Source organism: Micromonospora sp. PLK6-60 (assembly GCF_019890675.1).
Lineage (GTDB): Bacteria > Actinomycetota > Actinomycetes > Mycobacteriales > Micromonosporaceae > Micromonospora.
In genome coordinates, this window is record NZ_JAIOAA010000002.1 from 1 (window position 1) to 24,554 (window position 24,554).

Below are 24,554 nucleotides of genomic sequence, written 5' to 3' on the forward strand. Positions count from 1 at the left end.
TCCCGGCACGACGAAGCCGCCGCCCGGTGTTCCGGGTGGCGGCTTCGGTCGTCTCGACCCCTTCCCTCGCGGCGGGTTGTTCGCCGCGGTGCCGCCGCACTGGGGCGGGGAAGGGAGCTGATCGGCGGGCCGGGGAGCTGAGCCGGCCCGCCGATCAGCCCGTCAGGGTGCCCCTCAGCAGGCTGTCGCCGGAGTGGGCGGGCTCGTTGTCGTATCGCTCGGCGGAAACGTCGACAACTGAGTATGCCTGAAGGTCCACGTTCGGTGGCAAGGGGAGTAGCACATCCCCGGACGCGGCGCGCAGCACACCGATCGAGAACATCTTCATGTTCGTCGGGTTGATCAGCCAGACCTCGTAGTACCCGGGAACGGCCGGGAGATTCGCCACGTGCAGGTGCAACTGGCCGTCGGCGAGGACCCGGGCGTCCCCGGCGGCGTCCTTCGGCGTACCGCCGAAGGCGGCCAGCGGGGCGCTGGCCAGCACCTCCGGCCCCGGCTCCGGGTCCGCGGCCGGGCCGCCGAGCACCACCGCCGTGCCCACCACCGCGACCGCCGCGGCGGCCACGGCCGTCACCGCAGTGGTGGCCCAGCGCGGCCAGCGCCGGCGGGCCCGCCGGGCTGGTCCGGCCGGCGTCGTCGGGCCGGCCGGCGACGCCGGGTCCGCACCGTCCGGCGACGCGGTGGCCCGCCGGGCCGCCGGCAGCGACGGCAGGCGCTCCGCGGCGCCGATCTCCGTGACGATGCCCTGCCAGACGTGCTCGGGCGGGGCCGGCAGGTCGGCCAGGCCCTGGGTGTCGGCGCCGAGGCCGGCGACGTGCTGGAGGGTGGCCAGCTCGCCGCGGCAGTGCGGGCAGCTGTCGAGGTGGGTGGTCTCACCGTCCTCCGCGTCGCTCTCACCGAGCGCCAGAAAGACCAGCCGGTCGTGGTCCAGGTGCTGCACCGTCCACCTCCCATCTGCGTTTCAAGCTCTGCATGCCGCGCCGGATGTGACTCTTGACGGTGCCGAGCGGCACCCCGGTGACCGCCGCGATCTGCTGGTGGGTCAGGTCGTCGTAGAAGGCCAACTCCAGCATGCGGCGCTGGTCCTCGGGGAGCCGGGCCAGCTCGTCGGCGACCACCAGGCGGTCGACCACGGCGTCCGGGTCCGGCCCGGTGGGCACCGGCTCCGGCAGTTGCCGGACCGTATCGACCACCCGGGTCTCCCGGGCAGCCGCGCGCAGCCGGTCGATCACCTTGCGCCGGCCGATCCCGAGCAGCCACCCGATCAGCGACCCCTTGGTCGGATCGAAGGTGTCCCGCCCGAGCCAGGCGGCCACGAACGTCGCCTGGGTGACGTCCTCCGCGTCGCTGCGGTTGGCCAGCGTGCTGGTCGCCAGGTGGAACACGGCGCGGCCGTACCGGTCGTACGCCTCGCGCAGCGCTGTCTCGTCGCCGGCCCGGAACCGGTCCGCCAGGTCGTCGTCGACCGACGGTGGCTCCGGGTCCGGGCGTGCCGCCGTCACCGGGCGGCTCGCCTTCCGTGGGGCATGCCCGACTGTAACGCCCACAGCCCTCGCCCCACTTCCCGGTGTCTGCGCAGCTCCATCGCCCACTCATTCGTCGCCGGCGGCCCCGGCGGATGCGGTCCGGGCGGAGAAAGAAAAGTCGTTTCGGGGCGCATCCGCCGGTGTCGGTGCCGGCGTAACTCGTTCTGCACGCCAGTCGTGACGAATCAGCGCCAACCACCAGGAGGCACGCAAAATGCAGTTCGCCATGTTCCGTCGGGTCGCCGCGGGCGGCGCGGTGGCCGCCCTGACCTTCGCCGGCGTCGGCGCGGCCACCATCAGCCCGGCCTACGCCGCCTCGGCCAAGGTCTCCGTGGTGCACGGCATCCCGGACACCCCGGTCGACGTGTACGTCGACGGCAAGAAGACGCTCGACAACTTCCAGCCGGGCGACGTGGCCGGCCCGCTGACCCTGCCCGAGGGGTCGTACGACATCGCGCTGACCAAGCCGGGCGAGCCGGTCGGCCAGGCGATCCTCAAGGTCGACGCCGCGAAGGTGCCGGGCGGGGCGAACATCAGCCTCGCCGCCCACCTGAGCGCCGACGGCCAGCCGCGGATCACCCCGTTCGTCAACGACGTGTCCAAGGTGGGCGCGGGCAAGGCCCGGCTGATCGTGCGGCACACGGCGGCCGCCCCGGCCGTCGACGTACGGGCCGGCGGAACGCCGGTGTTCCAGGACCTGACCAACCCGAAGGAGGCCAAGGCCGACGTCGACGCCGGCACCGTCAAGGCGGACGTGGTGCTCGCCGGCACCGACACCGTGGCGATCGGCCCGGCGGACCTGAACCTGAAGGAGGGCACCGCCACCGTTGTCTACGCGATCGGCTCCGCCGAGGCCAAGAACCTCGAACTGGTCGCGCAGACCATCACCGGCCTGCACTCGGCCCCGCACGGCGTGCCCAGCGGCTCCGGCGGCCTGGCCGGCACCGGCGTGGCCACCTGGTGGTACGCGCTGGCCGGCGCGGGCGTGCTGCTGCTGGTCGGCGGCGGGGCGCGGCTGGCCACCGCCCGGACCGGTCGCCGGTGACGGTGCGGCACCGCGGGGCGCTGGCGGCGATGGCCGCCGGCGCCGCCGCGCTCACCGCCGCCGCCCTGGTGGCCTGCGGGTCCCAGCCCGCCGAGGACGTCGGGGCCGGTGAGGTGGCGGCGCTGGCCAGTCCCACCCCGGCGCCGACGCCGACGGCGACCGGCGCCGGCGCGCCGCGGGTGCCGGTGAACGCGGGCACCCTGCCGGCGGCCGGGGAGACGATCGAGCCGGCCCGGCTGAGCATCCCGCGGATCCGGGTCGCCGCCACCGTCGACCCGGTCGGCGTCGACCAGCGCACCGGCGAGTTCGACGTGCCGCCCAGCGTCGACCAGGTCGGCTGGTACCGCTACGGCCCCGGCCTGGAGGCCACCGCCGGCTCGGTGGTGATCGCCGGCCACGTGGACAGCGCCGACCAGGGCAAGGGGGCGTTCTTCCGGCTGCGCGAGCTGGACCGGGGAGACACCCTCACCGCCACCGGCTCCGATGGCCGGGAGCGGCGCTACCGGGTGGTGGCCCGGGAGGAGTACCTGAAGACGAAGATCCCGCTGGACCGGTACTTCGCCCGCGACGGCCGGCCCCGGCTCACGCTGATCACCTGTGGCGGACCGTTCGACCCGAAGACCCGCCACTACCGGGACAACATCGTGGTGACCGCGGTGCCGGCCTGACCTCGCCGAGCGATCCCCCGGGTGCCGGATCCCCTCCGGCGTCCGGGGGGCCCGGTCAGTACGCTGAACCGTGATGGCATACCTGGATCACGCGGCGACGACTCCGATGCTCGACGAGGCACTGGAGGCGTACGTCGCCACGGCCCGCGAGGTCGGCAACGCGTCGTCCCTGCACGCGTGCGGCCGCCGGGCGCGCCGGCGGGTGGAGGAGTCCCGGGAGCGGGTGGCCGCCGCGCTCGGCGCCCGCCCCTCCGAGGTGATCTTCACCGGTGGCGGCACCGAGAGCGACAACCTCGCCGTGAAGGGCGTCTTCTGGGCCCGCCGGGCGGCCGGCACGGACCGCGACCGGGTGATCTCCAGCGCGGTGGAGCACCACGCCGTGCTCGACGCGGTGGACTGGCTGGTCGACCACGAGGGCGCCCAGGTGAGCTGGCTGCCGGTGGACACCGCCGGCCGTCTCGACCCGGCCCGGCTGCGCGCCGAGCTGGCGGCGTCCGGTGACCGGGTGGCCCTGGTCACCGCGATGTGGGCGAACAACGAGGTCGGCACGGTGCAGCCGGTGACCGAGCTGGCCGCCGTCGCCGCCGAGCACGGGGTGCCGTTCCACACCGACGCGATCCAGGCGGTGGGGCAGGTCCCCGTCGACTTCGCCGCCAGCGGGGTGTCCGCGCTCACCGTGACCGGCCACAAGCTCGGTGGCCCGGCCGGCGTCGGGGCGCTGCTACTCGGCCGGGACGTGGCCGCGACGCCGCTGCTGCACGGCGGCGGCCAGGAGCGCGACGTCCGCTCCGGCACGCTGGACACCGCCGGCATCGTGGCCTTCGCGGTCGCGGTGGAGGCTGCGGTCAAGGGCCAGCAGGAGTACGCCGCCCGGGTGTCCGCCCTCCGCGACGACCTGGTACGCCGGGTCCGCGAGGCGGTGCCCGAGGTGATCTTCAACGGCGACCCGGCCGACCGGCTGCCCGGCAACGCGCACTTCTCCTTCCCCGGCTGCGAGGGCGACGCCCTGCTGCTCCTGCTCGACGCCCAGGGCATCGCCTGCTCGACCGGCTCGGCCTGCTCCGCCGGGGTGGCCCAGCCCTCGCACGTGCTGATCGCGATGGGCGCCGACGACGACCGGGCCCGCTCGTCGCTGCGCTTCACCCTGGGTCACACCAGCACGTCCGCCGAGGTGGACGCGCTGATCGCCGCCCTGCCAGCCGCGGTGGACCGGGCCCGCCGGGCCGCCGCCCTGCGTACCCCCCGCTGACGCCGGGATACGCTCGGTGCGGAGGAAGGGAGGGCGCTGGTGAGGGTGCTGGCGGCGATGTCGGGCGGGGTGGACTCCGCGGTGGCGGCGGCGCGTGCGGTGGACGCCGGGCACGACGTGACCGGGGTGCACCTGGCGCTGGCCCGCAACCCGCAGACCTACCGCACCGGGGCCCGGGGCTGCTGCACCCTGGAGGACTCCCGGGACGCCCGGCGGGCCGCCGACGTGCTCGGCATCCCGTTCTACGTCTGGGACATGGCCGACCGGTTCCACGCCGACGTGGTGGACGACTTCGTCGCCGAGTACGCGGCCGGCCGTACCCCGAATCCCTGCCTGCGCTGCAACGAAAAGATCAAGTTCGCGGCGGTGCTGGACCGGGCCGTGGCCCTTGGCTTCGACGCGGTGGTCACCGGCCACCACGCCCGGCTCGGCGCGGACGGCCTGCTGCGCCGCAGCGTCGACGCGGCCAAGGACCAGTCGTACGTGCTGGCCGTGCTCACCCGCGCGCAGCTGGACCGGTCGATCTTCCCGCTCGGCGACTCGACCAAGGCCCAGGTACGCGAGGAGGCCGCCCGGCGCGGCCTGGCGGTGGCCGACAAGCCGGACTCGCACGACATCTGCTTCATCGCCGACGGGAACACCCGTGGTTTCCTCGCCGACCGGCTCGGCGAGGCGCCCGGCGACGTGGTCGACGCGCTCACCGGCGCCACCGTCGGCAGCCACAGCGGCGCGTACCAGTACACCGTCGGGCAGCGGCGCGGCCTGCACCTGGACCGCCCCGCCCCGGACGGCCGCCCCCGCTACGTGCTCTCCATCACCCCGAAGACCAACACGGTGACCGTCGGCCCGGCCGAGGCGCTGGAGGTCTCCTCGGTGCGGGCGACCCGCCCGGTCTGGACCGGCGGCGAGCGGCCGGCCGGGCCGATCGAGTGCGAGGTGCAGCTGCGGGCGCACGGCGACGTGGTCCCGGCCGCGGTCTCGCTGGACGCCGACGGCCTGCGCGCCGAGCTGCGCCGCCCGCTGCGCGGTGTCGCCGCGGGCCAGGCGATCGTGGCGTACCGGCCGGATCCGGCCGGGGACGTGGTGCTCGGCTCGGCCACCATCTCCGCCTGACCGCCGGCCTCGCGTAGCGCGGTCTGCGGCATGTCGGGCGATCCTGCGTCCGGGATGGCCCCATGCGCGGCACGTGGCGCCGTCCGCCGAGGGGATGGGGGCGGATAATCTTCGGCCGTGACCGAACAGTCCTGGCCCTGGCCCACCGGTGCGGCGACCGGCATCGGTTCGCTGCCCGGCACCGACATCGCCGAGGCCCAGCGGATCGTCCTCGGTGAGCTGCCCGACCTGCCGCACCTGCCCGAGCTGCCGGCCCGTGGCCCCGGCGCCGACCTGGTGGGCCGCACCGGCGGCCTGCTGGTCGAGTTGCCGGTCGAGCTGTACGCGGCGCGCTGGCGGATCGCCCCGCGCCCCGGTCGTGAACTGCGGCGCGCCCGGGACCTGATGGAACGCGACCTGGACCAGCTCGCCGAGCAGGCCGAGGAGTACGCCGGCCCGGTGAAGGTGCAGGTGGCCGGGCCGTTCACCCTGGCCGCCGCGCTGGAGCTGCCGATCGGCGGCCGGCTGTTGCGCGACCCGGGCGCGGTCCGCGACCTCGCCGGCTCGCTCGCCGAGGGGGTCCGGGGGCATGTCGCTGCGGTCGCCCGCCGGCTGCCCCGGGCGACGGTGCTGCTCCAGGTCGACGAGCCGTCGCTGCCCGCGGCGCTGGCCGGCCGGGTGCCCACCGAGAGCGGCCTCGGCACGTACCGCACGGTGGAGTCCGAGGTGGCCCGGGCGTTGCTGCGCCAGGTGATCGAGGCGGCCGGGGTGCCGACCGTGGTGCACTGCTGTGCCCCGGACGTCCCGCTGGAGCTGATCCGCACCACCGGCGCGGTCGGCGTCGCCCTGGACCTGAGCCTGCTCCGCGACCTCGACCCGCTGGGCGAGGCGATCGACGCCGGGCTCGGGCTGCTGGCCGGGGCCGCGCCGGCGCTGCCGCCGCCGGCCGGTCGCGCGCCGACCTCGGCCCAGGTCGCCGATCGGGTACGCGAGCTCTGGGACCGCCTGGGCTTCCCGCGCCGCCGGCTCGCCGAGCAGGTCGTCGTCACCCCCGCCTGCGGCCTGGCCGGGGCCACCCCGACGTACGCCCGGGCGGTGCTCGCCGCCTGCCGGGACGCCGGCCGGCGGCTCGCCGAGGAGTAGCCCGCGTCCCGTCGATCATGGCGGTGCGCGGCGGTGGCCCGGACCGGGTTTCCGTGTCGTACCCGACGGGCAGGATGGCCGGCATGGTGGGACAACTTCGTTCAGTGGTGATCGACACTCCCGATCCGCGCGGCCTGGCGGCCTTCTACGGCGAGCTGCTCGGCCTGCCCGTGGTCGAGGAGAACTCGGAGGGCGACGACTGGGTGGTGCTCGGCGGCCCACCGGGGCACCTGCCGCGGCTGGCCTTCCAGAAGGCGCTCGACCTGCGCCCGCCGGCCTGGCCCGACCCGGAGCGGCCGCAGCAGTTCCACATCGACGTCACCGTCGAGGACATCGACGCCGCCGAGAAGAAGGCGCTCGACCTGGGGGCCCGGCGGCTGCCGGGCGAGGGGGAGGGCTGGCGGGTCTACGCCGACCCGTCCGGCCACCCGTTCTGCCTCTGCTGGGACTGACCGGGGCGGGCTTGACCCGGCCGGGCATGATCGCGGGGTGATCGACTCCGCACCCCGCCGGGCCGCCGGTTCGCTGTTCGGGCTCGCCTTCGGCGACGCGCTGGGCCGGCCCACCGAGTTCCTGACCGTCGCCGAGATCGTCGGCCGGTACGGCCCGACCGGCCCTCGGGAGCTGGTCGGGGCGCCCGCCCTGGTCACCGACGACACCCAGCTGGCGCTCGCGGTGGCCTGGGCGCTGCACGACGCGCCCGGGCACACCGCGGCCGAGGTCGAGCCGCTGCTGCGGCGGCGTTTCGTCGAGTGGTCGGTCAGCCCGGAGAACAACCGCGCCCCGGGCATGACCTGCCTGCGCGCCTGCGGTGAGCTGGCCCGGGGCGTCCGGTGGCAGGAGGCCACCGTGGCCGGCTCGAAGGGCTGCGGGGCCAACATGCGGGTCACCCCGGTCGGGCTGCTCGACGTCGACCTGGACACCCTCGCCGGGCTGGCGCAGCTCCAGGCCGGCCTGACCCACGGCCACCCGACCGGCCTGGCGGCCAGCGAGCTGACCGCGTACGCCGTCCGGCTGGTGTGCGACGGCGCGGCGCTCGCCGAGCTGCCGGGCCGGCTCGCCGCCCGGGCCCGCGAGCAGCGCGCCGTCTATCGGGCCGACTGGCTGGGCGACCTGTGGCAGCGCTCCGGCGAGCGCACGCCGGAGGAGTTCATCGCGCGCGGCTGGGACGAGTGCCTCGACGCGCTGGCCCGGCTGGACGACGCGCTGGCCCGGGCCGATGACGGCGGCGATCCGTGCCGGTACACGGGGGAGGGCTGGGTGGCCGAGGAGGCGCTCGCCACCGCGCTGCTCTGCGCGCTGCGCCACCCCGACGACCCGGTGGCGGCGCTGGCCCGGGGCGCGACCACGGCCGGCGACTCGGACTCGATCGCCGCCCTGGCCGGCGCCTTCGTCGGCGCCGCGCACGGCCTGGCCGGCTGGCCCGAGGGATGGGCCGCCCGCATCGAGTACGCCGACCAGCTCGCCACGCTCGCCGCCGCCTGGGACCGGCCCGACGGCCCCACGCCGACTGGCGGGGACATGCCACCTGGCGGCACCACGGCGGCCGGCGGAGCCGGTCAGTAGAGGCGGTCGGCCAGGAGGGTGGCGCAGCCGAGGCCGGCCAGCGCGCCGGTCGGCAGCAGCCACCAGGCGGGGGCCGGGTGGCGCAGCCGGCGCCAGCTGAGCGCCAACCCGACGGTGGTGACGGTCAGGGCGGCGAGCAGCGCGTACCAGATGGTGGTGGCGTGCGGCGGCGGTGCCGCCTCGCCCGGCGCGGGGACGGTGGACGCCGGGTCGGCGTACGGGGCGAACCAGGCCAGCCGGTAGCCCAGCAGCGGCAGCAGCGGCAGGGCCGCCAGCGACACGATGGCGGCCACCAGCCGACGTGGCCACCCGATCGGCGCGACGGTGGGTCCGGTCACCGCACCAGCATCGCCGAACCCGGGCATCGCCGGCAGGGCCGCCCGGTCAGGCCGGGCTCCGCCGGGCGTGCAGCCGCCGGACCTGGCGCCACAGGTGCGGCTCGCAGCTGCCGGCCCGCTTCTCGAACGCGGTGAGCGGCACCGGCAGCGGCTCGGCGAGGTCGAGCCAGCTGTCGTGCTCCGCGCCCGGGTCCCAGTCGCGGGTGGGGATGCGGACGTGGTCGTCCCGGCCGCTCTTGTCCTGGCTGGTGATCTTGAGCACCTCGGCGTCCCCGGTGCCGGCCCGCAGCACCAGGCAGGGACGCACCTTCGAGCCGCTGCCGTCGGCGTACGGCACGTCGGCCCACCAGATCTCACCGGACCGGGGCGTACCGGCGGGGGCCCGCGGGCGCGGCGGCGCGGTCGGCCGGCTCCGGTCCCGGGCCGGCCGGTCCCGCTCCGCGCCGGTACGCGGGCCGCGCCCGCCCGGCCGGCGCCACTCGTTCCAGGCCCAGCCGGCGGCGACCGCCAGGACGATCAGCAGTCCCCACCACAGCCACTCGGGCATCCGTACCCCGCCTCTCCACCGCCGCGCCGCCGGTCGGCGTGCGGCGATCCTCGCACGGTCCGCGCCCGGTCGCCCGGTGGGCGCGGCGGGCGGGACGCGCGTTGTCCCACCCGACCGATACGGTGCTCCGGTAGCGTGATCACGGAGGTCAGCGGTGTCCGAAGAAGCGATTTCCCAAGCCGTCAGCCCCGCCCAGGAGGCGGCGGCCGGCGCCGAGCCGCCCCCCGAGGCGCGGGAGCGGCACGCCACGCTCAGCCAGGAGCTCACCGAGCACCAATACCGCTACTACGTGCTCGACGCCCCGACCATCTCCGACGCCGAGTTCGACCGGCAGCTGCGCGAGCTGGAGGCGCTGGAGGAGGAGTTCCCGGCGCTGCGCACCCCGGACTCGCCGACCCAGCGGGTCGGCGGCACCTTCTCCACCGACTTCACCCCGGTCGCGCACGCCGAGCGGATGCTCTCGTTGGACAACGCCTTCGCCGACGAGGAGCTGGCGCTCTGGGCCGAGCGGGTCGAGCGGGACGCCGGCGGCCCGGTTCCATATCTGTGCGAGCTGAAGGTCGACGGGCTGGCGATCAACCTGACCTACGAGAAGGGCCGGCTGGTCCGGGCGGCGACCCGCGGCGACGGCCGCACCGGCGAGGACGTGACCGCCAACGTGCGCAGCATCGCCGACGTGCCGGCCCGGCTCACCCCGTCCGGCGCCTTCCCGGAGGTGCCCGCGCTCCTCGAGGTGCGCGGCGAGATCTACTTCCCGGTGGCCGCCTTCGCCGACCTGAACGCCGGCCTGGTCGAGCAGGGCAAGGCGCCGTTCGCCAACCCGCGCAACGCCGCCGCCGGCAGCCTGCGGCAGAAGGATCCGCGGATCACCGCCTCCCGGCCGCTGCGCCTGGTGGTGCACGGCATCGGCGCCCGCAAGGGTTTCCAGCCGACCACCCAGTCCGAGGCGTACGCCGCCCTGAAGGCGTGGGGGCTGCCGACCAGCGACCGCTGGCGGGTGGTGCCCGACCTGGCCGGCGTCGCGGAATACATCGCCTGGTACGCCGAGCACCGGCACGACGTCGAGCACGAGATCGACGGCGTGGTGGTCAAGGTCGACCCGGTCGCCATCCAGGGCCGGCTCGGCTCGACCAGCCGCGCGCCGCGCTGGGCGATCGCCTTCAAATACCCGCCGGAGGAGGTGACCACCAAGCTGCTCGACATCGACGTGAACGTCGGCCGCACCGGCCGGGTCACCCCGTTCGCCGTCCTCGAACCGGTGCGGGTGGCCGGGTCCACGGTCGCGCTGGCCACCCTGCACAACGCGCGGGAGGTGGAGCGCAAGGGCGTGCTGATCGGCGACACGGTGGTGCTGCGCAAGGCCGGCGACGTGATCCCCGAGGTGCTCGGCCCGGTGGTGGACCTGCGCCCCGCCGACGCCCGGCCGTTCGTCATGCCCACCTCCTGCCCGGCCTGCGGCACCCCGCTCGCCCCGGCGAAGGAGGGCGACATCGACATCCGCTGCCCGAACTCGCGCAGCTGCCCCGCCCAGTTGCGCGAGCGGGTGTTCCACCTGGCCGGCCGGGGGGCGTTCGACATCGAGGTGCTCGGCTACAAGGGCGCGTCCGCGCTGCTCGACGCCGGGATCATCCACGACGAGGGCGACCTGTTCGGCCTCACCGCCGAGCAGCTCGCCAACTCCCCGTTCTTCGTCAACAAGGACGGCAGCCTGGGCAGCAACGCCACCAAGCTGCTGGACAATCTCGCCGTGGCCCGGGAACGCGACCTGTGGCGGGTGCTGGTCGGTCTCTCCATCCGGCACGTCGGGCCCACCGCCGCACAGGCCCTGGCCCGGCACTTCCGCTCGATGGACGCGATCGAGGCGGCCACCGAGGAGGAACTCTCCTCGGTGGACGGTGTCGGCCCGACCATCGCCGCCAGCATCAAGGAGTGGTTCACCGTCGACTGGCACCGCGAGGTGGTCGACAAGTGGCGCCGGGCCGGCGTCCGGATGGCGGAGGAGGCCGGCGAGGAGGGGCCGCGTCCGCTGGAAGGGCTCACCGTGGTGGTCACCGGCACGCTCGCCGACTTCTCCCGGGACCAGGCGGCGGAGGCGATCCAGAGCCGGGGCGGCAAGGTGAGCGGTTCGGTCTCCAAGAAGACCGGCTTCGTCGTGGTGGGGGAGAATCCGGGTGCCAAGGCCGACAAGGCGGCCAGCCTCAAGGTGCCGGTGCTCGACGAGGCGGGCTTCCGGGTGCTGCTCGACGCCGGCCCGGAGGCGGCCCGCGAGGTGGCCACCGTCGAGGGCTGACCCTGCGGCATGACCGCTTCGGCGGTCGAGCAGGCCGCGCCCGGCACCCGGCGGCGTATACCAACTTAATTACGACTACGACCGATTCGTGACTGTCGCATCCGGAAATCGACCCGTCAGGGCTTTCATGGGGGGCATGGCGGGCGGACGGCCCGCCACGATCCTGCCGCGGGAGGTGCGATGGAGACCGGCGATCCCCGAAACTCGGTGCCACCGGGGCGGGCGACGCCGTTCTTCGGGTTCGTGCTCGGCGTCGGCGCGCTGGCCGTGCTGGTGTCGGCCGGCCCGCTGGCGGCCCTGGCCGACCGGCTGGGCGACCTGCCGGCCGCGTTCTGGACGATGGCGGCGCTCGCCGTGGCCTGCGACGCGCGACCGTTCGTGCCGCCCGGGCGGCGGGAGTCCTCCGCCGTCTTCCCGTCCACCTGCTTCACCTTCGCCATCCTGCTCGGCTGGGGCCTGGGCCCGGCGGTGGCGGTGCAGGCGGTGGCGGTGGCCGTCTCCGGGTGGCGGATGCGGCACGCCGTCTGGCGCACCGGCTTCAACGCGGCCCAGTACGCGGTGGCCCTCGCCGCCGCGTACCTGGTCACCCGGCTCGGTCCCGGCGACCTCTTCGACGGCGGCCGGCTGCACTGGACGGAGGTGGCGGCCGTCGGGGGCGCCACCGCCGCCTGGTTCCTGGTCAACTACGGCCTGGTCAGCACCGCGGTACGGCTGCGCTTCGGCGAGCGGTGGTGGCCGGGCGTACGGCAGGGGCTGGCGTACGAGCTGCTCTCCACCGGGTCGCTGCTGCTGCTGGCCCCGGTGCTGGTGGCCGCCGCCCGGGCCAGCGCCGCGCTGATCCCGCTGGTGCTGGTGCCGCTCTTCGCGGTCTACCGGATGGCCCGGCTCTCCGCCGAGCAGGAAGAGCTGGCCTCCCTCGACCCGCTGACCGGCCTGCCGAACCGCAAGGCACTGCTGGCGGAGGTCGCCGAACAGGTGCACCTGCACGCGGAACGGGTGGCCCGGGGCGACCCGGACGGGCACCTGGCGCTGCTGCTCATCGACCTGGACCGGTTCAAGCACGTCAACGACGCGCTCGGGCACGCGGTGGGGGACCGGCTGCTGGTCGAGGTGAGCGCCCGGCTGACCGGCGTGGTCGGCCCCGGTGACCTGCTCGCCCGGCTGGGCGGGGACGAGTTCGCCATCGTCAGCACCGGGCTCGGCGGGTCCGACCAGGCGCGGGAACTCGCCGAGCGGGTGGTCCGGGCGCTGGTGGAGCCGGTCTCGCTGGACGGGCTCCCACTTGACGTCGGCGGTTCGATCGGCATCGCGGTCTTTCCCGACCACGGCGAGGACTACGCCACCCTGATGCGGCACGCCGACGTCGCGATGTACGACGCCAAGCACCGCAACGACACCATCGCCGTCTACACGCCGGAGTCCGACCACAACTCGGCCGAGCGGCTGGCCCTCCTGGCCGATCTGCGGCGGGTGCTGGAGTCCGGCCCGGCCGGTGGCGGCGAGCGTGCCGGCGGGGTGCGGGGCGGGGACGGCGCGGCGTTGCCCACCGCGACCGACGCGGTGCCGGCCGCCCGCCCGGCCTCGTCCCGCCGGTGGGGTCGTCGCCGCCGGGACCCGGTGGAGCTGGCCGGCACCGACGAGCTGATCAACCGGATCGTGACCGGGGCGGACCCGATCCGCCGCCGGGCCGCGGCCCGCGCCGGCGGTGCCGACGGCACCCCGGACGCCGGGACCAGCCCGGACGGCGGGACCAGCCCGGACGGCGACGGCGCCCCCGGGGGCCGCGAGGCGACCCCGGCCGTGCCGTCGGACGGTGCCGAAGTCGTTCCGGCCGCTGCGTCATCGGACGGTGCCGAGGCCGGTTCGGTCGCTGACGGAACGGTGCCGGGCGACGGGACCGTGCCGGCTGGGCGGACCGTGCCGGACGACGGGACCGTCGCGGGTGACCGGGCCGTGCCGGTCGGTCAGGGGCCCGGCGCGTCGGCCGGCGTGGTGCCCGCCGCCCGGACCGAGGAGCGGCGGCCGGACGCCGAGGTCGGCGAGATCACCATGTATTACCAGCCGCAGATCGCCATCGCCACCGGCGAGGTGGTCGGCGTGGAGGCCCTGCTGCGCTGGCGGCACCCCCGGCGCGGCATGGTCGACCCGGGGGAACTGATCCAGGTGGCCGAGCAGAGCGCGGTGATGCGCCTGCTCACCCGCCGGGTGGTCGACGACGTGGTCGAGCAGCTCGCCAAGTGGACCGCCGCCGGCACCGACCTGCGGGCGGCGCTGAACGTCAGCGTGCGGGACCTGCACACCGGCGAGGTCGCCGACCAGATCGCCGACCGGCTCACCCGCTTCGGCGTACGGCCCGACCGGCTCCAGGTGGAGATCACCGAGGGGGCGCTGATGGCCGACCCGCGCCGGGTGCTCGCCACCATCTCCCGGCTGCACCGGATCGGGGTGGGCATCGCGCTTGACGACTTCGGCACCGGCTACTCGTCGTTGCAGCACCTGCGCCGGTTGCCGCTGTCCGAGGTGAAGGTGGACCGGTCGTTCGTGCTGGGCATGGCCGAGGACGCCGACGACGCTGCGATCGTCCGGTCGATGATCGAGCTGGCCGGCGCGCTCGGCCTGCGGGTGGTCGCCGAGGGCGTGGAGGACGAGCGGACCTGGCGGCTGCTGCACGCGGCCGGCTGCGACGTGGCCCAGGGCTGGTTCTACGCCCGGCCGATGCCCGCCGAGGAGCTGACCGGGTGGCTGGCCCGCTACCGGCCGGTGCGGCCGACGGTGCCGGTCGAGGAGCCGGGCCACCGCCGCCCCACCCGCTGACCGGCAGCCGGCCGCGACGTCGCCCGGTGCGGTCGATCTGGTCGGCGACATCGCCGGCTGCCGGGCGTCGCGGGCCCGACCGGCGCGCACGCAGGGTGCCGGAGCGGGCGTACGCGCGGGGTGGCGACCCGGGGAGGGGGAGTCGGAGGACCCGGCGCGAGCGCGGGACAATAGACTCGCTCCGGTCACCGCGCGTCATCGCCCGACCGTCGCGGTCGGCGGGACCGAAGGATCCAGCAGCACAGCCACGAAGGGGGCACCGATGGCCGCCATCTCCCGCGAGGAGGTCGCGCACCTGGCGCGACTGTCGCGGCTCGCCGTCACGGAGGAGGAGTTGGACACCTTCGCCGGCCAGCTCGACGTGATCCTCCAGGCGGTCGCGCAGGTCGGCGAGGTCGCCGCGGCGGACATCCCGCCGACCTCGCACTCCGTACCGCTGACGAACGTGCTCCGCGAGGACGTGGTGGTGCCGGGGTTGACCCCCGCCGAGGCGCTGTCCGGTGCGCCGGACGCGGAGGAGCAGCGGTTCCGCGTCCCGCGGATCCTGGACGAGGATGTGGCGTCATGAGCGAGCTGATCAAGAAGACGGCGACCGAGATCGCCGCCCTCGTCGCCGGCGGGGAGACCTCGGCGGTCGAGGTGACCCAGGCCCACCTGGACCGGATCGCCGCGGTCGACGACCGGGTGCGGGCCTTCCTGCACGTCGACACCGAGGGCGCGCTGGCCGCCGCCCGGGCGGTCGACGAGCGCCGGGCCGCCGGCGAGCAGCTCGGCCCGCTGGCCGGCGTGCCGGTCGCGGTGAAGGACGTGCTCACCACCAAGGGCGTGCCGACCACCGTCGGCTCGAAGATCCTCCAGGGCTGGCGCCCGCCGTACGACTCGACGATCGTGCGGCGGCTGCGCGACGCGGGCACGGTGATGCTCGGCAAGACCAACATGGACGAGTTCGCGATGGGCTCCTCCACGGAATACTCCGCGTACGGCGCGACCCACAACCCGTGGGACCTGGGCCGGATCCCGGGCGGCTCGGGTGGCGGCAGCGCCGCCGCGCTCGCCGCGTACGAGGCGCCGCTGGCGATCGGCTCGGACACCGGCGGCTCGATCCGCCAGCCCGGCGCGGTCACCGGCACCGTCGGCGCGAAGCCCACCTACGGCGGCACCTCCCGGTACGGCCTGGTGGCGTTCTCCTCGTCGCTGGACACCCCCGGCCCGTGCGCCCGTACGGTGCTCGACGCCGCCCTGCTGCACCAGGTGATCGGCGGCCACGACCCGCGCGACTCCACCTCCATCCCGCAGCCGGTGCCGGACGTGGTGGCCGCGGCGAAGCGCGGCGCGACCGGCGACCTGACCGGCGTGAAGCTGGGCGTGGTCACCGAGTTCTCCGGCGAGGGCGCCGAGCCGGGCGTGCTGGCCGCGTTCCGGGACGCGGTGGAGGCGCTGACCAAGCTGGGCGCCGAGATCGTCGAGGTCTCCTGCCCGCACTTCCGGTACGCGCTGCCGGCGTACTACCTGATCGCGCCGAGCGAGTGCTCCTCCAACCTGGCCCGCTTCGACGGCGTGCGCTTCGGCCTGCGCGAGGGCGACGACGGCAACCGGTCGCTGGAGGAGGTCATGTCGCTGACCCGGGACGCCGGCTTCGGCCCCGAGGTCAAGCGCCGGATCATGCTCGGCACGTACGCCCTGTCGTCGGGCTACTACGACGCCTACTACGGCCAGGCGCAGAAGGTCCGCACGCTGATCACCCGCGACTTCACCGCGGCGTTCGAGCAGGTGGACGCGCTGATCTCGCCGACCACGCCGTTCGTGGCGTTCGAGATGGGCGCGCGCACCTCCGACCCGTACCAGATGTACCTGGCGGACCTGTTCACCATCCCCACCAACCTGTACGGCGGCCCGGGCATCTCGGTGCCGTGCGGGCTGGCCGACGGGCTGCCGGTGGGCCTGCAGGTGATGGCCCCGACGATGGCGGACGACCGGATGTACCGGGTGGCCGCCGCGCTGGAGTCCGTGGTCGGCACGCTCACCCCGCCGGCGTTGTGACCCGAGCCCGCGGGGCGGCTACCGGCCGCCCCGCGGGACCCACCGGCCGTAACCGGAAAAGATCATTACGCCCGGTAGCTCTTCCGGTCCGCCGGCGTCCGGTCGACGGGTGGCGGTCAGCCGTCGTGCCGGCCGGCCAGGTAGCGGCGGGCCTGCCGGCGGCTCCAGCCCTGCGTCCAGAGCAGCACCACCGCGCAGAGCACGCCGACCGCCGCCACCACCCGGATGACGGTGTCCGCGTCGCGGACGAGCAGCCACGTCTGGGAGAGCAGCAGCGCCACCGCGCCCCAGCGCACCCAACCCTGGCTCAGCCACCTGGTCGCCTCGTCGCGGGCCAGCGCGTCGATCCGCGGGTCGTCGGTGTGCCCGTCGCGCAGCGCCCGCTTCACCCGGCGCAGGGTCTCCGGGTCGGCCGGGGCCCGGTTCGGCAGCCGGCGCAGGATCCGGCGGCCGAAGACCAGGGCAACCACCGCGCCGATCAGCGGCGGGATCAGCATCAGCAGGAACGCCGGCCAGAGCTTGTCCGGGGCGGTGTCCCCGGCGAGCACGCCCGCGCCGAACGCCGCGAAGGCGACCACGACCAGCGCGGCCGACACGTACAGGTTCACCTGGCGCTGCCGGCGGCGCGCCTCGGCGAGCAGCGCGGCCGGGTCCGGGTCGGAAGAGGGCATCCCCGTGTTCGTCATGGTCGATCCCTACCCGGGTGGCCGAGTGGCTACGCCGGGGGCCGGCGGGCGGGACGAAACCCGGGCGCGGTGATCACCGGCAGCCCCATTAGGCTGGAACGGTTCTGTCCGGATCGCGCCTGGAGCTCAGATGACGACGACACTGCCCGCGTACGACGAGGTCGTCGCGCGTTTCGAACCGGTGATCGGCCTGGAGACCCACGTCGAGCTGGGCACGAACACCAAGATGTTCTGCGGCTGCCCGACCGATTTCGGCGGCGAGCCGAACACCCGGGTCTGCCCGGTCTGCCTCGGCCTGCCCGGCTCGCTGCCGGTGGCCAACAAGGCGGCCATCGAGGCGACCATCCGGATCGGGCTGGCGCTGAACTGCTCCATCGCCGAGTGGTGCCGGTTCGCCCGGAAGAACTACTTCTACCCGGACATGCCGAAGAACTTCCAGATCAGCCAGTACGACGAGCCGCTCTGCGTCGACGGCTACCTGGACGTCGAGGTCAACGGCGAGCTGGTGCGGATCGGCATCGAGCGGGTGCACCTGGAGGAGGACACCGGCAAGACGCTGCACGTCGGCGGCGCCACCGGCCGCATCCACGGCGCCACCGAGTCGCTCGTCGACTACAACCGGGCCGGCATCCCGCTGGTGGAGATCGTCACCAAGCCGATCCCCGGCACCGGCGCGCTCGCGCCGGAGACCGCCCGGGCGTACGTCACCGAGCTGCGCGACGTGCTCCGCTCGCTGGGCGTCTCCGACGTCCGGATGGAGGAGGGCTCGCTGCGCTGCGACGTCAACACCTCGCTGAACCGGCCGGGCGAGGAGTGGGGCACCCGTACCGAGACCAAGAACGTCAACTCGCTGCGCTCGGTGGAGCGGGCGGTCCGCTCGGAGATGCTGCGCCAGGCGTCCGTGCTGGAGGCCGGGGGCCGGATCACCCAGGAGACCCGGCACTTCCACGAGGACACCGGCGACACCACCCCCGGCCGGTCCAAGGAGACCGCCACCGACTACCGGTACTTCCCGGAGCCGGACCTGGTCCCGCTCGCCCCGGACACCGCCTGGGTCGCCGAGCTGAAGGCCGCCCTGCCGGAGCTGCCGCGGCTGCGCCGCAAGCGGATCCAGCAGGAGTGGGGCCTGTCCGACCTGGACATGCAGTCGGTGGTCAACGCCGGCGCGGTCGAGCTGATCGAGGCGACCGTGGCCGCCGGCGCCACCCCGGCCGCCGCCCGCAAGTGGTGGCTGGGTGAGCTGTCGCGCCGGGCCAACGAGACCGGCGTGGAGCTGGCCGACATCGGGGCCACCCCGGCCCAGGTCGCCGAGCTGCAGGGGCTGGTCGACGCGGGCAAGCTCAACGACAAGCTGGCCCGTACCGTGCTGGAGGGCGTGGTGGCCGGCGAGGGTTCGCCGACCGACATCATGACCAGCCGGGGCCTGGAGGTGGTCTCCGACACCGGCGCGCTGACCGCCGCCGTGGACGAGGCGATCGCCGCCAACCCCGACATCGCCGACAAGATCCGCAGCGGCAAGGTCGCGGCGGCCGGCGCCCTGGTCGGCGCGGTCATGAAGACCACCCGCGGCCAGGCGGACGCCAAGACCGTCCGTGAGCTGATCCTGGCCCGCCTCGGCGCCTGACGCGCAAGGAAGGGGCCCCTGTTAACGCATTCGGTATAGGAGGGGCCCCCTCCTAACACCCCTCGTGAGGGCGTCAACGGCGACGCCCGGATGGAGTCACCGTGAAGCAGCACGACCTCGACGTCCTCGACGAGATCCAGCGCCGCGTGCTCTGGCTCGCCACCCGGATCGTGGACGCCGCCAACCACGACCGGGACACCGGCGACGGGGTGAAGGTCGGCGGCCACCAGGCGTCCAGCGCCTCGCTGGTCACCGCGATGACCGCGCTCTGGTTCGCCCACCTGGACGCCGAGGACCGGGTCGCGGTGAAGCCGCACGCCTCGCCGGTCTTCCACGCCATCCAGTACCTGCTGGGCAACCTCGACAAGTCCTACCTGCCGAGGCTGCGGGCGCGTGGCGGGCTCCAGTCGTACCCGTCGCGGACCAAGGACCCGGACGAGGTGGACTTCTCCACCGGCTCGGTCGGCCTGGGCGCCGCCGCGCCGCTGTTCGCCGCGGTCACCCGCCGCTACGTCGACGCGCACTTCGGCGAGCGCCCGCACTCCCGGTTCATCGCGCTGATCGGCGACGCCGAACTCGACGAGGGCAACATCTGGGAGGCGGTCGCCGACCCGGCCACCACCGGGCTGGGCAACGTGATGTGGCTTGTCGACTTCAACCGCCAGTCCCTGGACCGGGTCGTGCCGGGCATCCGGATCAACCAGTGGCGGGGCCAGTTCGAGGCCGCCGGCTGGCACGTGGTCGAGGTCAAGTACGGCCGCAAGCTCGCCGAGGCGTACGCCCGGCCGGGCGGGGAGGCGCTGCGCGACTGGATCGACCTGATGCCCAACGAGCAGTACCAGTCGCTGTTCGGGCTGACCGGGCCGGCCCTGCGCAAGCAGTTCCTGGACGGGGCGCCGGCCGGGATCGCGGAGTTCATCGCCGGCATCGGCGACGACGAGCTGGGCCCGCTCGTCACCGACCTGGGCGGGCACGACGCCGAGGCGCTGCTCGACGCGTACGCCCAGTGCGACGCGGTCACCGACCGGCCCAGCGTGGTCTTCGCGTACACGGTCAAGGGCTGGGGCCTGCCGATCGCCGGTAACCCGCGCAACCACTCGGCGCTCCTCACCACCGAGCAGGTCGACGCGTTCCGGGCCGAGCTGGGCCTGACCGCGGAGACCGAGTGGGACCGGCTCGACCCGGCGTCGGAGGCCGGCATCCGGGCCGGCGAGCGTCGGGAGGCGCTGTCCCGCGCGCCGCGCGAGCGGGCGCTCGGGGTCACCGTCCCGGAAACCACGAAGGTACGCGCCAACAAGCCGGTCTCCACCCAGGAGGTCTTCGGCCGGGTGCTGGTGGACCTGGCCCGCGAGCCACAGGTCGCGCCCTATCTGGTGACCACCGCGCCGGACGTGGCCACCTCCACCAACCTGGCCGGGTTCATCAACAAGACCGGCGTGTTCGCCCCGACCGAGCAGCGCTCCTGGTCCGAGGACCGGATGCTGCGCTGGACGGAGAGCCCGGCGGGGCAGCACATCGAGCTGGGCATCTCCGAGATGAACCTGTTCCTGCTGCTCGGCCAGCTCGGGCTGTCGTGGGACCTGTCCGGGCAGCCGCTGCTGCCGGTGGGCACGGTCTACGACCCGTTCGTGCTGCGCGGCCTGGACGCGTTCCTCTACGGCACCTACTCGGGCTCCCGGTTCGTGGTGGCCGGCACCCCGTCGGGCATCACCCTGGCCCCGGAGGGCGGCGCCCACCAGTCCACGATCACCGCGAGCGTGGGCCTGGAGCTGCCCGGGGTGACCTTCGTCGAGCCGGCGTACGCCACCAGCCTGGACTGGCTGCTCTGTGACGCGCTGGGGCAGATCGCCGGCGGCGGGGCGCCCGCCACCACGGCCGCGCCGGCCGAGGACGGGGCGTACTACTTCCGGCTCAGCACCCGCCCGGTCGACCAGGCGCCGTTCGATGCGGCGCGGGCCCGGATCGGCGACGCGGTGCTGCGCCGGCAGGTGGTCGCCGGGGCGTACCGGCTGGTGGACGCGCACCAGGCGTACCCGGAGCTGGTGGACGCCCCGCAGGTGCAGCTGGCGGCCTCCGGCGCGGTGCTGCCGGAGGTCCTGGCCGCCGCGGCGGAGCTGGCCGAGGAGGGCATCGCGGCGCACGTGGTCGACGTGACCAGCCTGGACCGGCTCTACCGGGCCTGGCAGCGGACCCTGCGCCAGGGTGTGCGGACGGCGACCGTGCCGAGCGTGCCCGGCGCGCTGCGGTCGGCGTTCACCCAGCGGGTGCCGGTGGTGACCGTGCACGACGCGGCCTCGCACGCGATGGCCTGGCTCGGCTCGGCGCTGGCCGCCCCGGCGGTCCCGCTCGGGGTGGACGAGTTCGGCCAGTCCGGCAGCGTCCGCGAGCTGTACGAGCTGCACGACCTGCTGCCCGGCAGCGTCGTCAACGCCGCCCTGGCCGCCCTCTCGCTGCGCTGACCGCCTCCCGCGCCCCACGTCCACCGCTCCCACCCGCTGCCTGACGTCGCGCCGCCCTTCGGGGGGCGTCCGTCCGGGCCGCCCCCGGCCGTCTCGGGTGGCCGGCCGTCCCGCGTCGCCCGCCGTCCCCCGTGGCCCGCCGTCTGCACGGCCAGCCGTGACATTGCGTAGCCGTCACGGAAGGTGGTCGGCTTGGCCGGTTGCATACCCCCGCGCCGAGACTTTGCTCTGCTGCCCCCACCGCAACACTGGCTTTGACCAGGGGTGAGGCGAGCTGGCCCGGCACGTGCCCGGCTGCGGCCAGTAACTGTTGCCTCCGCGGAAGCAGAGCAAAGGCGACCGAAGGGGTGGGTTGCAGGCCCGGGTCGAGGCCGCAAATGGCGGCGGAGGGTGATGCGCGCGGGGTTGGGGCGATGCTGCGGGGGCCGAGGGCGAGGCGACTCAGCACGCCGCGGTCGAGCTTGGCGGCGTGCCGGTCAGGGCGCCGCGGTCGGGCTCGGCGGTGTGCCGGTCACCGCGCCGCAGTCGAACTCGGCGGCGTGCCGGTCAGGGCACCGCGGTCGGGTAGGCGTCGTGTCGGTCAGCGTGTCGCGGTCGGGCTCGGCGGCGTGCCGCTCGGTGCCGTGCCGCTCGGGACCGGCGACTCGGTGCCGCCCCGGGTCGGCGTCGCGGTCACCGGCACCGTGTCGCCCTCGGCCGGGTTCTTGATGACGTGCCGCTCCAGGTTGACCTGGGCCTGCCCGGTGCCGCCGACGGTGATGTCGTCGTATGCCTGGAGCTGCTTCTCCTGGTCGAAGTAGAGCACCGTCATCGACAGCGGGGTGGGCTTCTCGCCCTCCAGGCCGCGCAGCCCGGCCCCGCCGGTGGAGCCCTCCACCATCAGCGTGGTGGGTGGCTTTCCGGGCACCTCCGGCAGCTTCGACACCTGCCGGGCGTGGGTGTGCCCGGCGAGCACCAGCGGGCAGACGCCGGAGAGCGGGCCGGCCGACGCCGGGTCGTGCACCAGCGCGATGTTCACCGGGCGCGGGGACCTGGCGATGGTCGTGGCGAGCTGTTCGCCCGTGGAGATCACCTGGTTCGCCACCTGCGGGGTGAGGTCGCTGCCGGCCGGTGAGGTGTTCTTGTCCGGGGTGAACCGGGGGTCGCCGATGCCGGCGATGGTCAGCCCGTCGACGGTGACGGTCGAGTTGTTCAGCACGATCGCGTTGGGCTGCTGGGCCACCGCGGCGGCCGTGCGGGGCGAGTCGTGGTTGCCCCGGATGTAGACGTACGGCTTCTTGAGCACGCCGATGGAGTTGACGAACGACGCCTCCGGCTCGCTGCCCCAGTCGGTGATGTCCCCGGTGTCGATCACCACGTTGATGCCGAACTGGTCGACCACGGTGCGGATCAGCTGCCAGCCGGTCGGGTTCAGGTGCATGTCCGACACGTGCAGCACCCGGGTGGTGCCCGGCGCGGGCTGATAGACCGGCAGCGCCGAGACGGTGGTGTAGAGCTTGCTGACGTTGCCCACCAGACGCTGGAGCTGCTCGGCGTACTTCGTGTAGTCGTTGGCGATCCGCCGGGCGTCACCGACGATCGCCGGCGCGTTCACCAGCAGCCCTTCGTAGCGGGGCTCCTCGATGGCCTGCGGTCGCATGGTGCCGGCGGCCAACCCCAGGCTGCCGCCGGTGATCACCAGGGCCAGCCCGCCGGCCCAGGCCGTGCGCCGGGTGTCGCGGAAGGCCAACGCCGCCAGCAGCAGGGTGGCCAGCACCGCGCAGGCCAGCGTACGCAGGCCCAGGCGCAGCACCCCGGCCCGGACGTCCTCGACGGCCGACTGGCTGGCCCGGCTGATGCTCGCCGGGTCGTCGATCAACGCCTCGGTGCGGCCCTGGTCCAGCGCGCCCAACTGCACCGTCAGGTGGGTCGGCCCGTCGTGGCTGTCGAGAATCAGCGCGCCCAGCGGGGGGATGTCGACGGTGGTGCTGCCGGCCAGCGCGGGGCGCAGGCTGAGTTCGGCCCGGAACGGCCCGATGTCGGTGAAGACATGCCCACCGACGTACGTGCCGGCGGCCACCCCGCCCAGGGTGACCGCGAGGATGGCCAGCGCCAGCCCGAGCCGGCGCCACCGGTGGTCGCGCCTCGGCCGCCCGGGTCGCCGGACCCGGCTGATCCAGCGCCGGGTGCGCCCGGCCGCCGGGGTGCGCTCGCCCCCGGTCTCGCGCCGCTCGTTTTCCTGACCGTCCATGCTGAGATTCTGACCTGCCCGATAGCGGATCTTGGCAAACCCGAAGGAAGCCGACCGTTCAGCTGCGCCCGGCCCCGCCCTCGCCGAACACCAGGCGCAGGATCCGGTCGTCCTCCGGGACCGGGTCGCCCCGCCCGTCGTGGTTGGAGGTGCTGACCCAGATCGAGCCGTCCGGCGCGGCCGCCGCCGCCCGGAGCCGGCCGTACCGGTCGGTGAGCAGCTCGCGGGGCTGGCCGAGCACCCCGCCGGCGTCGGTCAGCTCGACCAGCCAGAGCCGCTTGCCGCGCAGGCAGGAGGTGACCAGCAGGCGCTGGGTGGCGGCCAGCCCGGAGCAGGATGCCTCCGAGGTGCGCCACTGCACGATCGGTTCGCGGTACCGCTTGTCCCCGCCCCGCCCCTCGACCACCGGCCAGCCGTAGTTGCCGCCCTTGACGATCTGGTTGATCTCGTCCCAGGTGTTCTGGCCGAACTCCACCGCGTACATCCGCTCGCCGCCGTCCCAGGCGAAGCCCTGCACGTTGCGGTGACCCAGCGACCAGACGGGCGAGTCGGGGAACGGATTGCCGGGGGCCGGCCGGCCCTGGGGGGTGATCCGCAGGATCTTGCCGGCCAGGCTCTTGCGGTCCTGGGCGGCGTCCCGCTCACCCGCGTCACCGGTGCTGGCGTAGAGGAAACCGTCCGGGCCGAAGCCGAGGCCGCCGCCGTTGTGGTTGCCGGCCTTGGGAATGCCGGTCAGCACCGGGACCGGCTTGCCGCCGAGGGTGAACCGCACGATCCGGTTGTCGGTGTCACCGGTGAAGTAGGCGAAGACGGTGCGGTCCTGCGCGTACGCCGGGGAGACCGCGATGCCGAGCAGCCCGCCCTCCCCGGCCGCGGCCACCTCGGTCAGGGTCTGCACCACCGTGACGTTCAGCCCCTGCGGCCCGGACTCCGGCCCGACCTGGAGGATCCGCCCGCTGTCCCGCTCGGTGACCAGCGCGCCGCCGTCCGGCAGGAACGCGATCGCCCACGGCACCCGCAGCCCCTTGGCCAGCACGGTGGTCACCACCTCCTGCCCGACGCCCTGCCCGGGCGTGGCGGACGGGGTGGGGAAGCTGGGCGGCTCACCGGCCGGGTCCGGCGGCGGGTCGCCGAAGCTGCATCCGGCGGTGGCCAGCAGCAGCGTCGCGCAGGATGCGGCGAGCGCCGCGCGGAGGCGGCCGGGAAGGGGGTACGGACGGGCCCTCATCCCGCCCAG

The 24,554-nt window shown here is 74.8% G+C and carries 20 protein-coding genes; 13 read left to right on the plus strand and 7 right to left on the minus strand.

Annotated features, from left to right (window positions below; all coding sequences use genetic code 11):
* Positions 1–154: 154 nt before the first annotated feature.
* The gene (locus K7640_RS03025; protein ID WP_222953140.1) at positions 155–940 is read right to left on the minus strand and encodes an anti-sigma factor; all 786 of its coding nucleotides are present in this window, start codon (positions 938–940) and stop codon (positions 155–157) included.
* Positions 894–1,502 (minus strand): RNA polymerase sigma factor, encoded by a 609-nt coding sequence (locus K7640_RS03030; RefSeq protein ID WP_222953141.1) that lies wholly within the window; start codon positions 1,500–1,502, stop codon positions 894–896. Before K7640_RS03030 ends, K7640_RS03025 begins: the two co-directional genes overlap by 47 nt.
* A 238-nt stretch (positions 1,503–1,740) precedes the next feature.
* Between K7640_RS03030 and K7640_RS03035 the strand changes: the two genes are divergently transcribed.
* The 7 genes from K7640_RS03035 to K7640_RS03065 all read left to right on the plus strand — a co-directional run bounded on the left by K7640_RS03035 (position 1,741) and on the right by K7640_RS03065 (position 8,289).
* A complete protein-coding gene (locus K7640_RS03035; RefSeq protein WP_222953142.1) occupies positions 1,741–2,571 on the plus strand; it encodes a DUF4397 domain-containing protein in 831 nt (276 codons plus the stop codon).
* Positions 2,568–3,239: a class F sortase gene (locus K7640_RS03040; RefSeq protein ID WP_222953143.1), complete on the plus strand. Its 672-nt coding sequence runs from the start codon at positions 2,568–2,570 to the stop codon at positions 3,237–3,239. Before K7640_RS03035 ends, K7640_RS03040 begins: the two co-directional genes overlap by 4 nt.
* A 73-nt stretch (positions 3,240–3,312) precedes the next feature.
* Positions 3,313–4,488: a cysteine desulfurase family protein gene (locus K7640_RS03045; RefSeq protein WP_222953144.1), complete on the plus strand. Its 1,176-nt coding sequence runs from the start codon at positions 3,313–3,315 to the stop codon at positions 4,486–4,488.
* Between the two features lie 39 nt (positions 4,489–4,527).
* On the plus strand, positions 4,528–5,601 hold the full coding sequence (mnmA, locus tag K7640_RS03050; RefSeq protein WP_222953145.1) for a tRNA 2-thiouridine(34) synthase MnmA: 1,074 nt from the start codon (positions 4,528–4,530) through the stop codon (positions 5,599–5,601).
* Between the two features lie 117 nt (positions 5,602–5,718).
* Positions 5,719–6,723: a methionine synthase gene (locus K7640_RS03055; protein WP_222953146.1), complete on the plus strand. Its 1,005-nt coding sequence runs from the start codon at positions 5,719–5,721 to the stop codon at positions 6,721–6,723.
* A 104-nt stretch (positions 6,724–6,827) separates the two neighbouring features.
* Complete coding sequence (locus tag K7640_RS03060) at positions 6,828–7,175, plus strand: VOC family protein (RefSeq protein WP_308042435.1); 348 nt, start codon at positions 6,828–6,830, stop codon at positions 7,173–7,175.
* Between the two features lie 37 nt (positions 7,176–7,212).
* Positions 7,213–8,289, plus strand: coding sequence for an ADP-ribosylglycohydrolase family protein (locus tag K7640_RS03065; protein ID WP_222953148.1), 1,077 nt, complete (start codon positions 7,213–7,215; stop codon positions 8,287–8,289).
* On the opposite strand, the gene K7640_RS03070 is transcribed toward K7640_RS03065, so the two are convergent.
* Complete coding sequence (locus K7640_RS03070) at positions 8,283–8,627, minus strand: hypothetical protein (RefSeq protein WP_222953149.1); 345 nt, start codon at positions 8,625–8,627, stop codon at positions 8,283–8,285. The genes K7640_RS03065 and K7640_RS03070 overlap by 7 nt on opposite strands.
* 46 nt (positions 8,628–8,673) lie before the next feature.
* A complete protein-coding gene (locus K7640_RS03075; protein ID WP_222953150.1) occupies positions 8,674–9,174 on the minus strand; it encodes a type II toxin-antitoxin system PemK/MazF family toxin in 501 nt (166 codons plus the stop codon).
* A 154-nt stretch (positions 9,175–9,328) separates the two neighbouring features.
* Here K7640_RS03075 and ligA point away from each other — a divergent pair, with 154 nt between their 5' ends.
* From ligA to gatA, 4 genes are all read left to right on the plus strand, one after another.
* Complete coding sequence (gene ligA, locus K7640_RS03080) at positions 9,329–11,464, plus strand: NAD-dependent DNA ligase LigA (protein ID WP_222953151.1); 2,136 nt, start codon at positions 9,329–9,331, stop codon at positions 11,462–11,464.
* Positions 11,465–11,644: 180 nt separating this feature from the next.
* Positions 11,645–14,278 carry a bifunctional diguanylate cyclase/phosphodiesterase gene (locus K7640_RS03085; RefSeq protein ID WP_222953152.1) on the plus strand — a complete coding sequence of 878 codons (2,634 nt, stop codon included), beginning with the start codon at positions 11,645–11,647 and terminating at the stop codon, positions 14,276–14,278.
* 262 nt (positions 14,279–14,540) lie between these two features.
* A complete protein-coding gene (gene gatC, locus K7640_RS03090) occupies positions 14,541–14,846 on the plus strand; it encodes an Asp-tRNA(Asn)/Glu-tRNA(Gln) amidotransferase subunit GatC (RefSeq protein ID WP_222953153.1) in 306 nt (101 codons plus the stop codon).
* A complete protein-coding gene (gatA, locus tag K7640_RS03095) occupies positions 14,843–16,318 on the plus strand; it encodes an Asp-tRNA(Asn)/Glu-tRNA(Gln) amidotransferase subunit GatA (protein ID WP_222953154.1) in 1,476 nt (491 codons plus the stop codon). The genes gatC and gatA overlap by 4 nt, the downstream gene beginning before the upstream one ends.
* Before the next feature lie 116 nt (positions 16,319–16,434).
* On the opposite strand, the gene K7640_RS03100 is transcribed toward gatA, so the two are convergent.
* Positions 16,435–17,004 carry a hypothetical protein gene (locus K7640_RS03100; protein WP_222953155.1) on the minus strand — a complete coding sequence of 190 codons (570 nt, stop codon included), beginning with the start codon at positions 17,002–17,004 and terminating at the stop codon, positions 16,435–16,437.
* 130 nt (positions 17,005–17,134) lie between these two features.
* Here K7640_RS03100 and gatB point away from each other — a divergent pair, with 130 nt between their 5' ends.
* Both gatB and K7640_RS03110 read left to right on the plus strand, forming a co-directional pair.
* The gene (gene gatB, locus K7640_RS03105; protein WP_222953156.1) at positions 17,135–18,628 is read left to right on the plus strand and encodes an Asp-tRNA(Asn)/Glu-tRNA(Gln) amidotransferase subunit GatB; all 1,494 of its coding nucleotides are present in this window, start codon (positions 17,135–17,137) and stop codon (positions 18,626–18,628) included.
* A gap of 101 nt (positions 18,629–18,729) precedes the next feature.
* Positions 18,730–21,087: a transketolase C-terminal domain-containing protein gene (locus K7640_RS03110; RefSeq protein ID WP_222953157.1), complete on the plus strand. Its 2,358-nt coding sequence runs from the start codon at positions 18,730–18,732 to the stop codon at positions 21,085–21,087.
* A 580-nt stretch (positions 21,088–21,667) separates the two neighbouring features.
* On the opposite strand, the gene K7640_RS03115 is transcribed toward K7640_RS03110, so the two are convergent.
* On the minus strand, positions 21,668–23,317 hold the full coding sequence (locus K7640_RS03115; protein WP_222953158.1) for a metallophosphoesterase: 1,650 nt from the start codon (positions 23,315–23,317) through the stop codon (positions 21,668–21,670).
* A gap of 58 nt (positions 23,318–23,375) precedes the next feature.
* Entirely contained in the window at positions 23,376–24,545 is a 1,170-nt protein-coding gene (locus K7640_RS03120) for a sorbosone dehydrogenase family protein (protein ID WP_222953159.1), read from the minus strand.
* Positions 24,546–24,554 lie beyond the last annotated feature (9 nt).

What these genes read in the sequence shown, in the direction of transcription:
- K7640_RS03035 (WP_222953142.1), top strand. Translation starts at nt 1,741, where the DNA reads ATGCAGTTCGCCATGTTCCGTCGGGTCGCCGCGGGCGGCGCGGTGGCC.
- K7640_RS03045 (WP_222953144.1), top strand. Translation starts at nt 3,313, where the DNA reads ATGGCATACCTGGATCACGCGGCGACGACTCCGATGCTCGACGAGGCA.
- K7640_RS03075 (WP_222953150.1), bottom strand. Translation starts at nt 9,174, where the DNA reads ATGCCCGAGTGGCTGTGGTGGGGACTGCTGATCGTCCTGGCGGTCGCC.
- K7640_RS03085 (WP_222953152.1), top strand. Translation starts at nt 11,645, where the DNA reads ATGGAGACCGGCGATCCCCGAAACTCGGTGCCACCGGGGCGGGCGACG.
- gatC (WP_222953153.1), top strand. Translation starts at nt 14,541, where the DNA reads ATGGCCGCCATCTCCCGCGAGGAGGTCGCGCACCTGGCGCGACTGTCG.
- gatA (WP_222953154.1), top strand. Translation starts at nt 14,843, where the DNA reads ATGAGCGAGCTGATCAAGAAGACGGCGACCGAGATCGCCGCCCTCGTC.
- K7640_RS03100 (WP_222953155.1), bottom strand. Translation starts at nt 17,004, where the DNA reads ATGACGAACACGGGGATGCCCTCTTCCGACCCGGACCCGGCCGCGCTG.
- gatB (WP_222953156.1), top strand. Translation starts at nt 17,135, where the DNA reads ATGACGACGACACTGCCCGCGTACGACGAGGTCGTCGCGCGTTTCGAA.
- K7640_RS03115 (WP_222953158.1), bottom strand. Translation starts at nt 23,317, where the DNA reads ATGGACGGTCAGGAAAACGAGCGGCGCGAGACCGGGGGCGAGCGCACC.
- K7640_RS03120 (WP_222953159.1), bottom strand. Translation starts at nt 24,545, where the DNA reads ATGAGGGCCCGTCCGTACCCCCTTCCCGGCCGCCTCCGCGCGGCGCTC.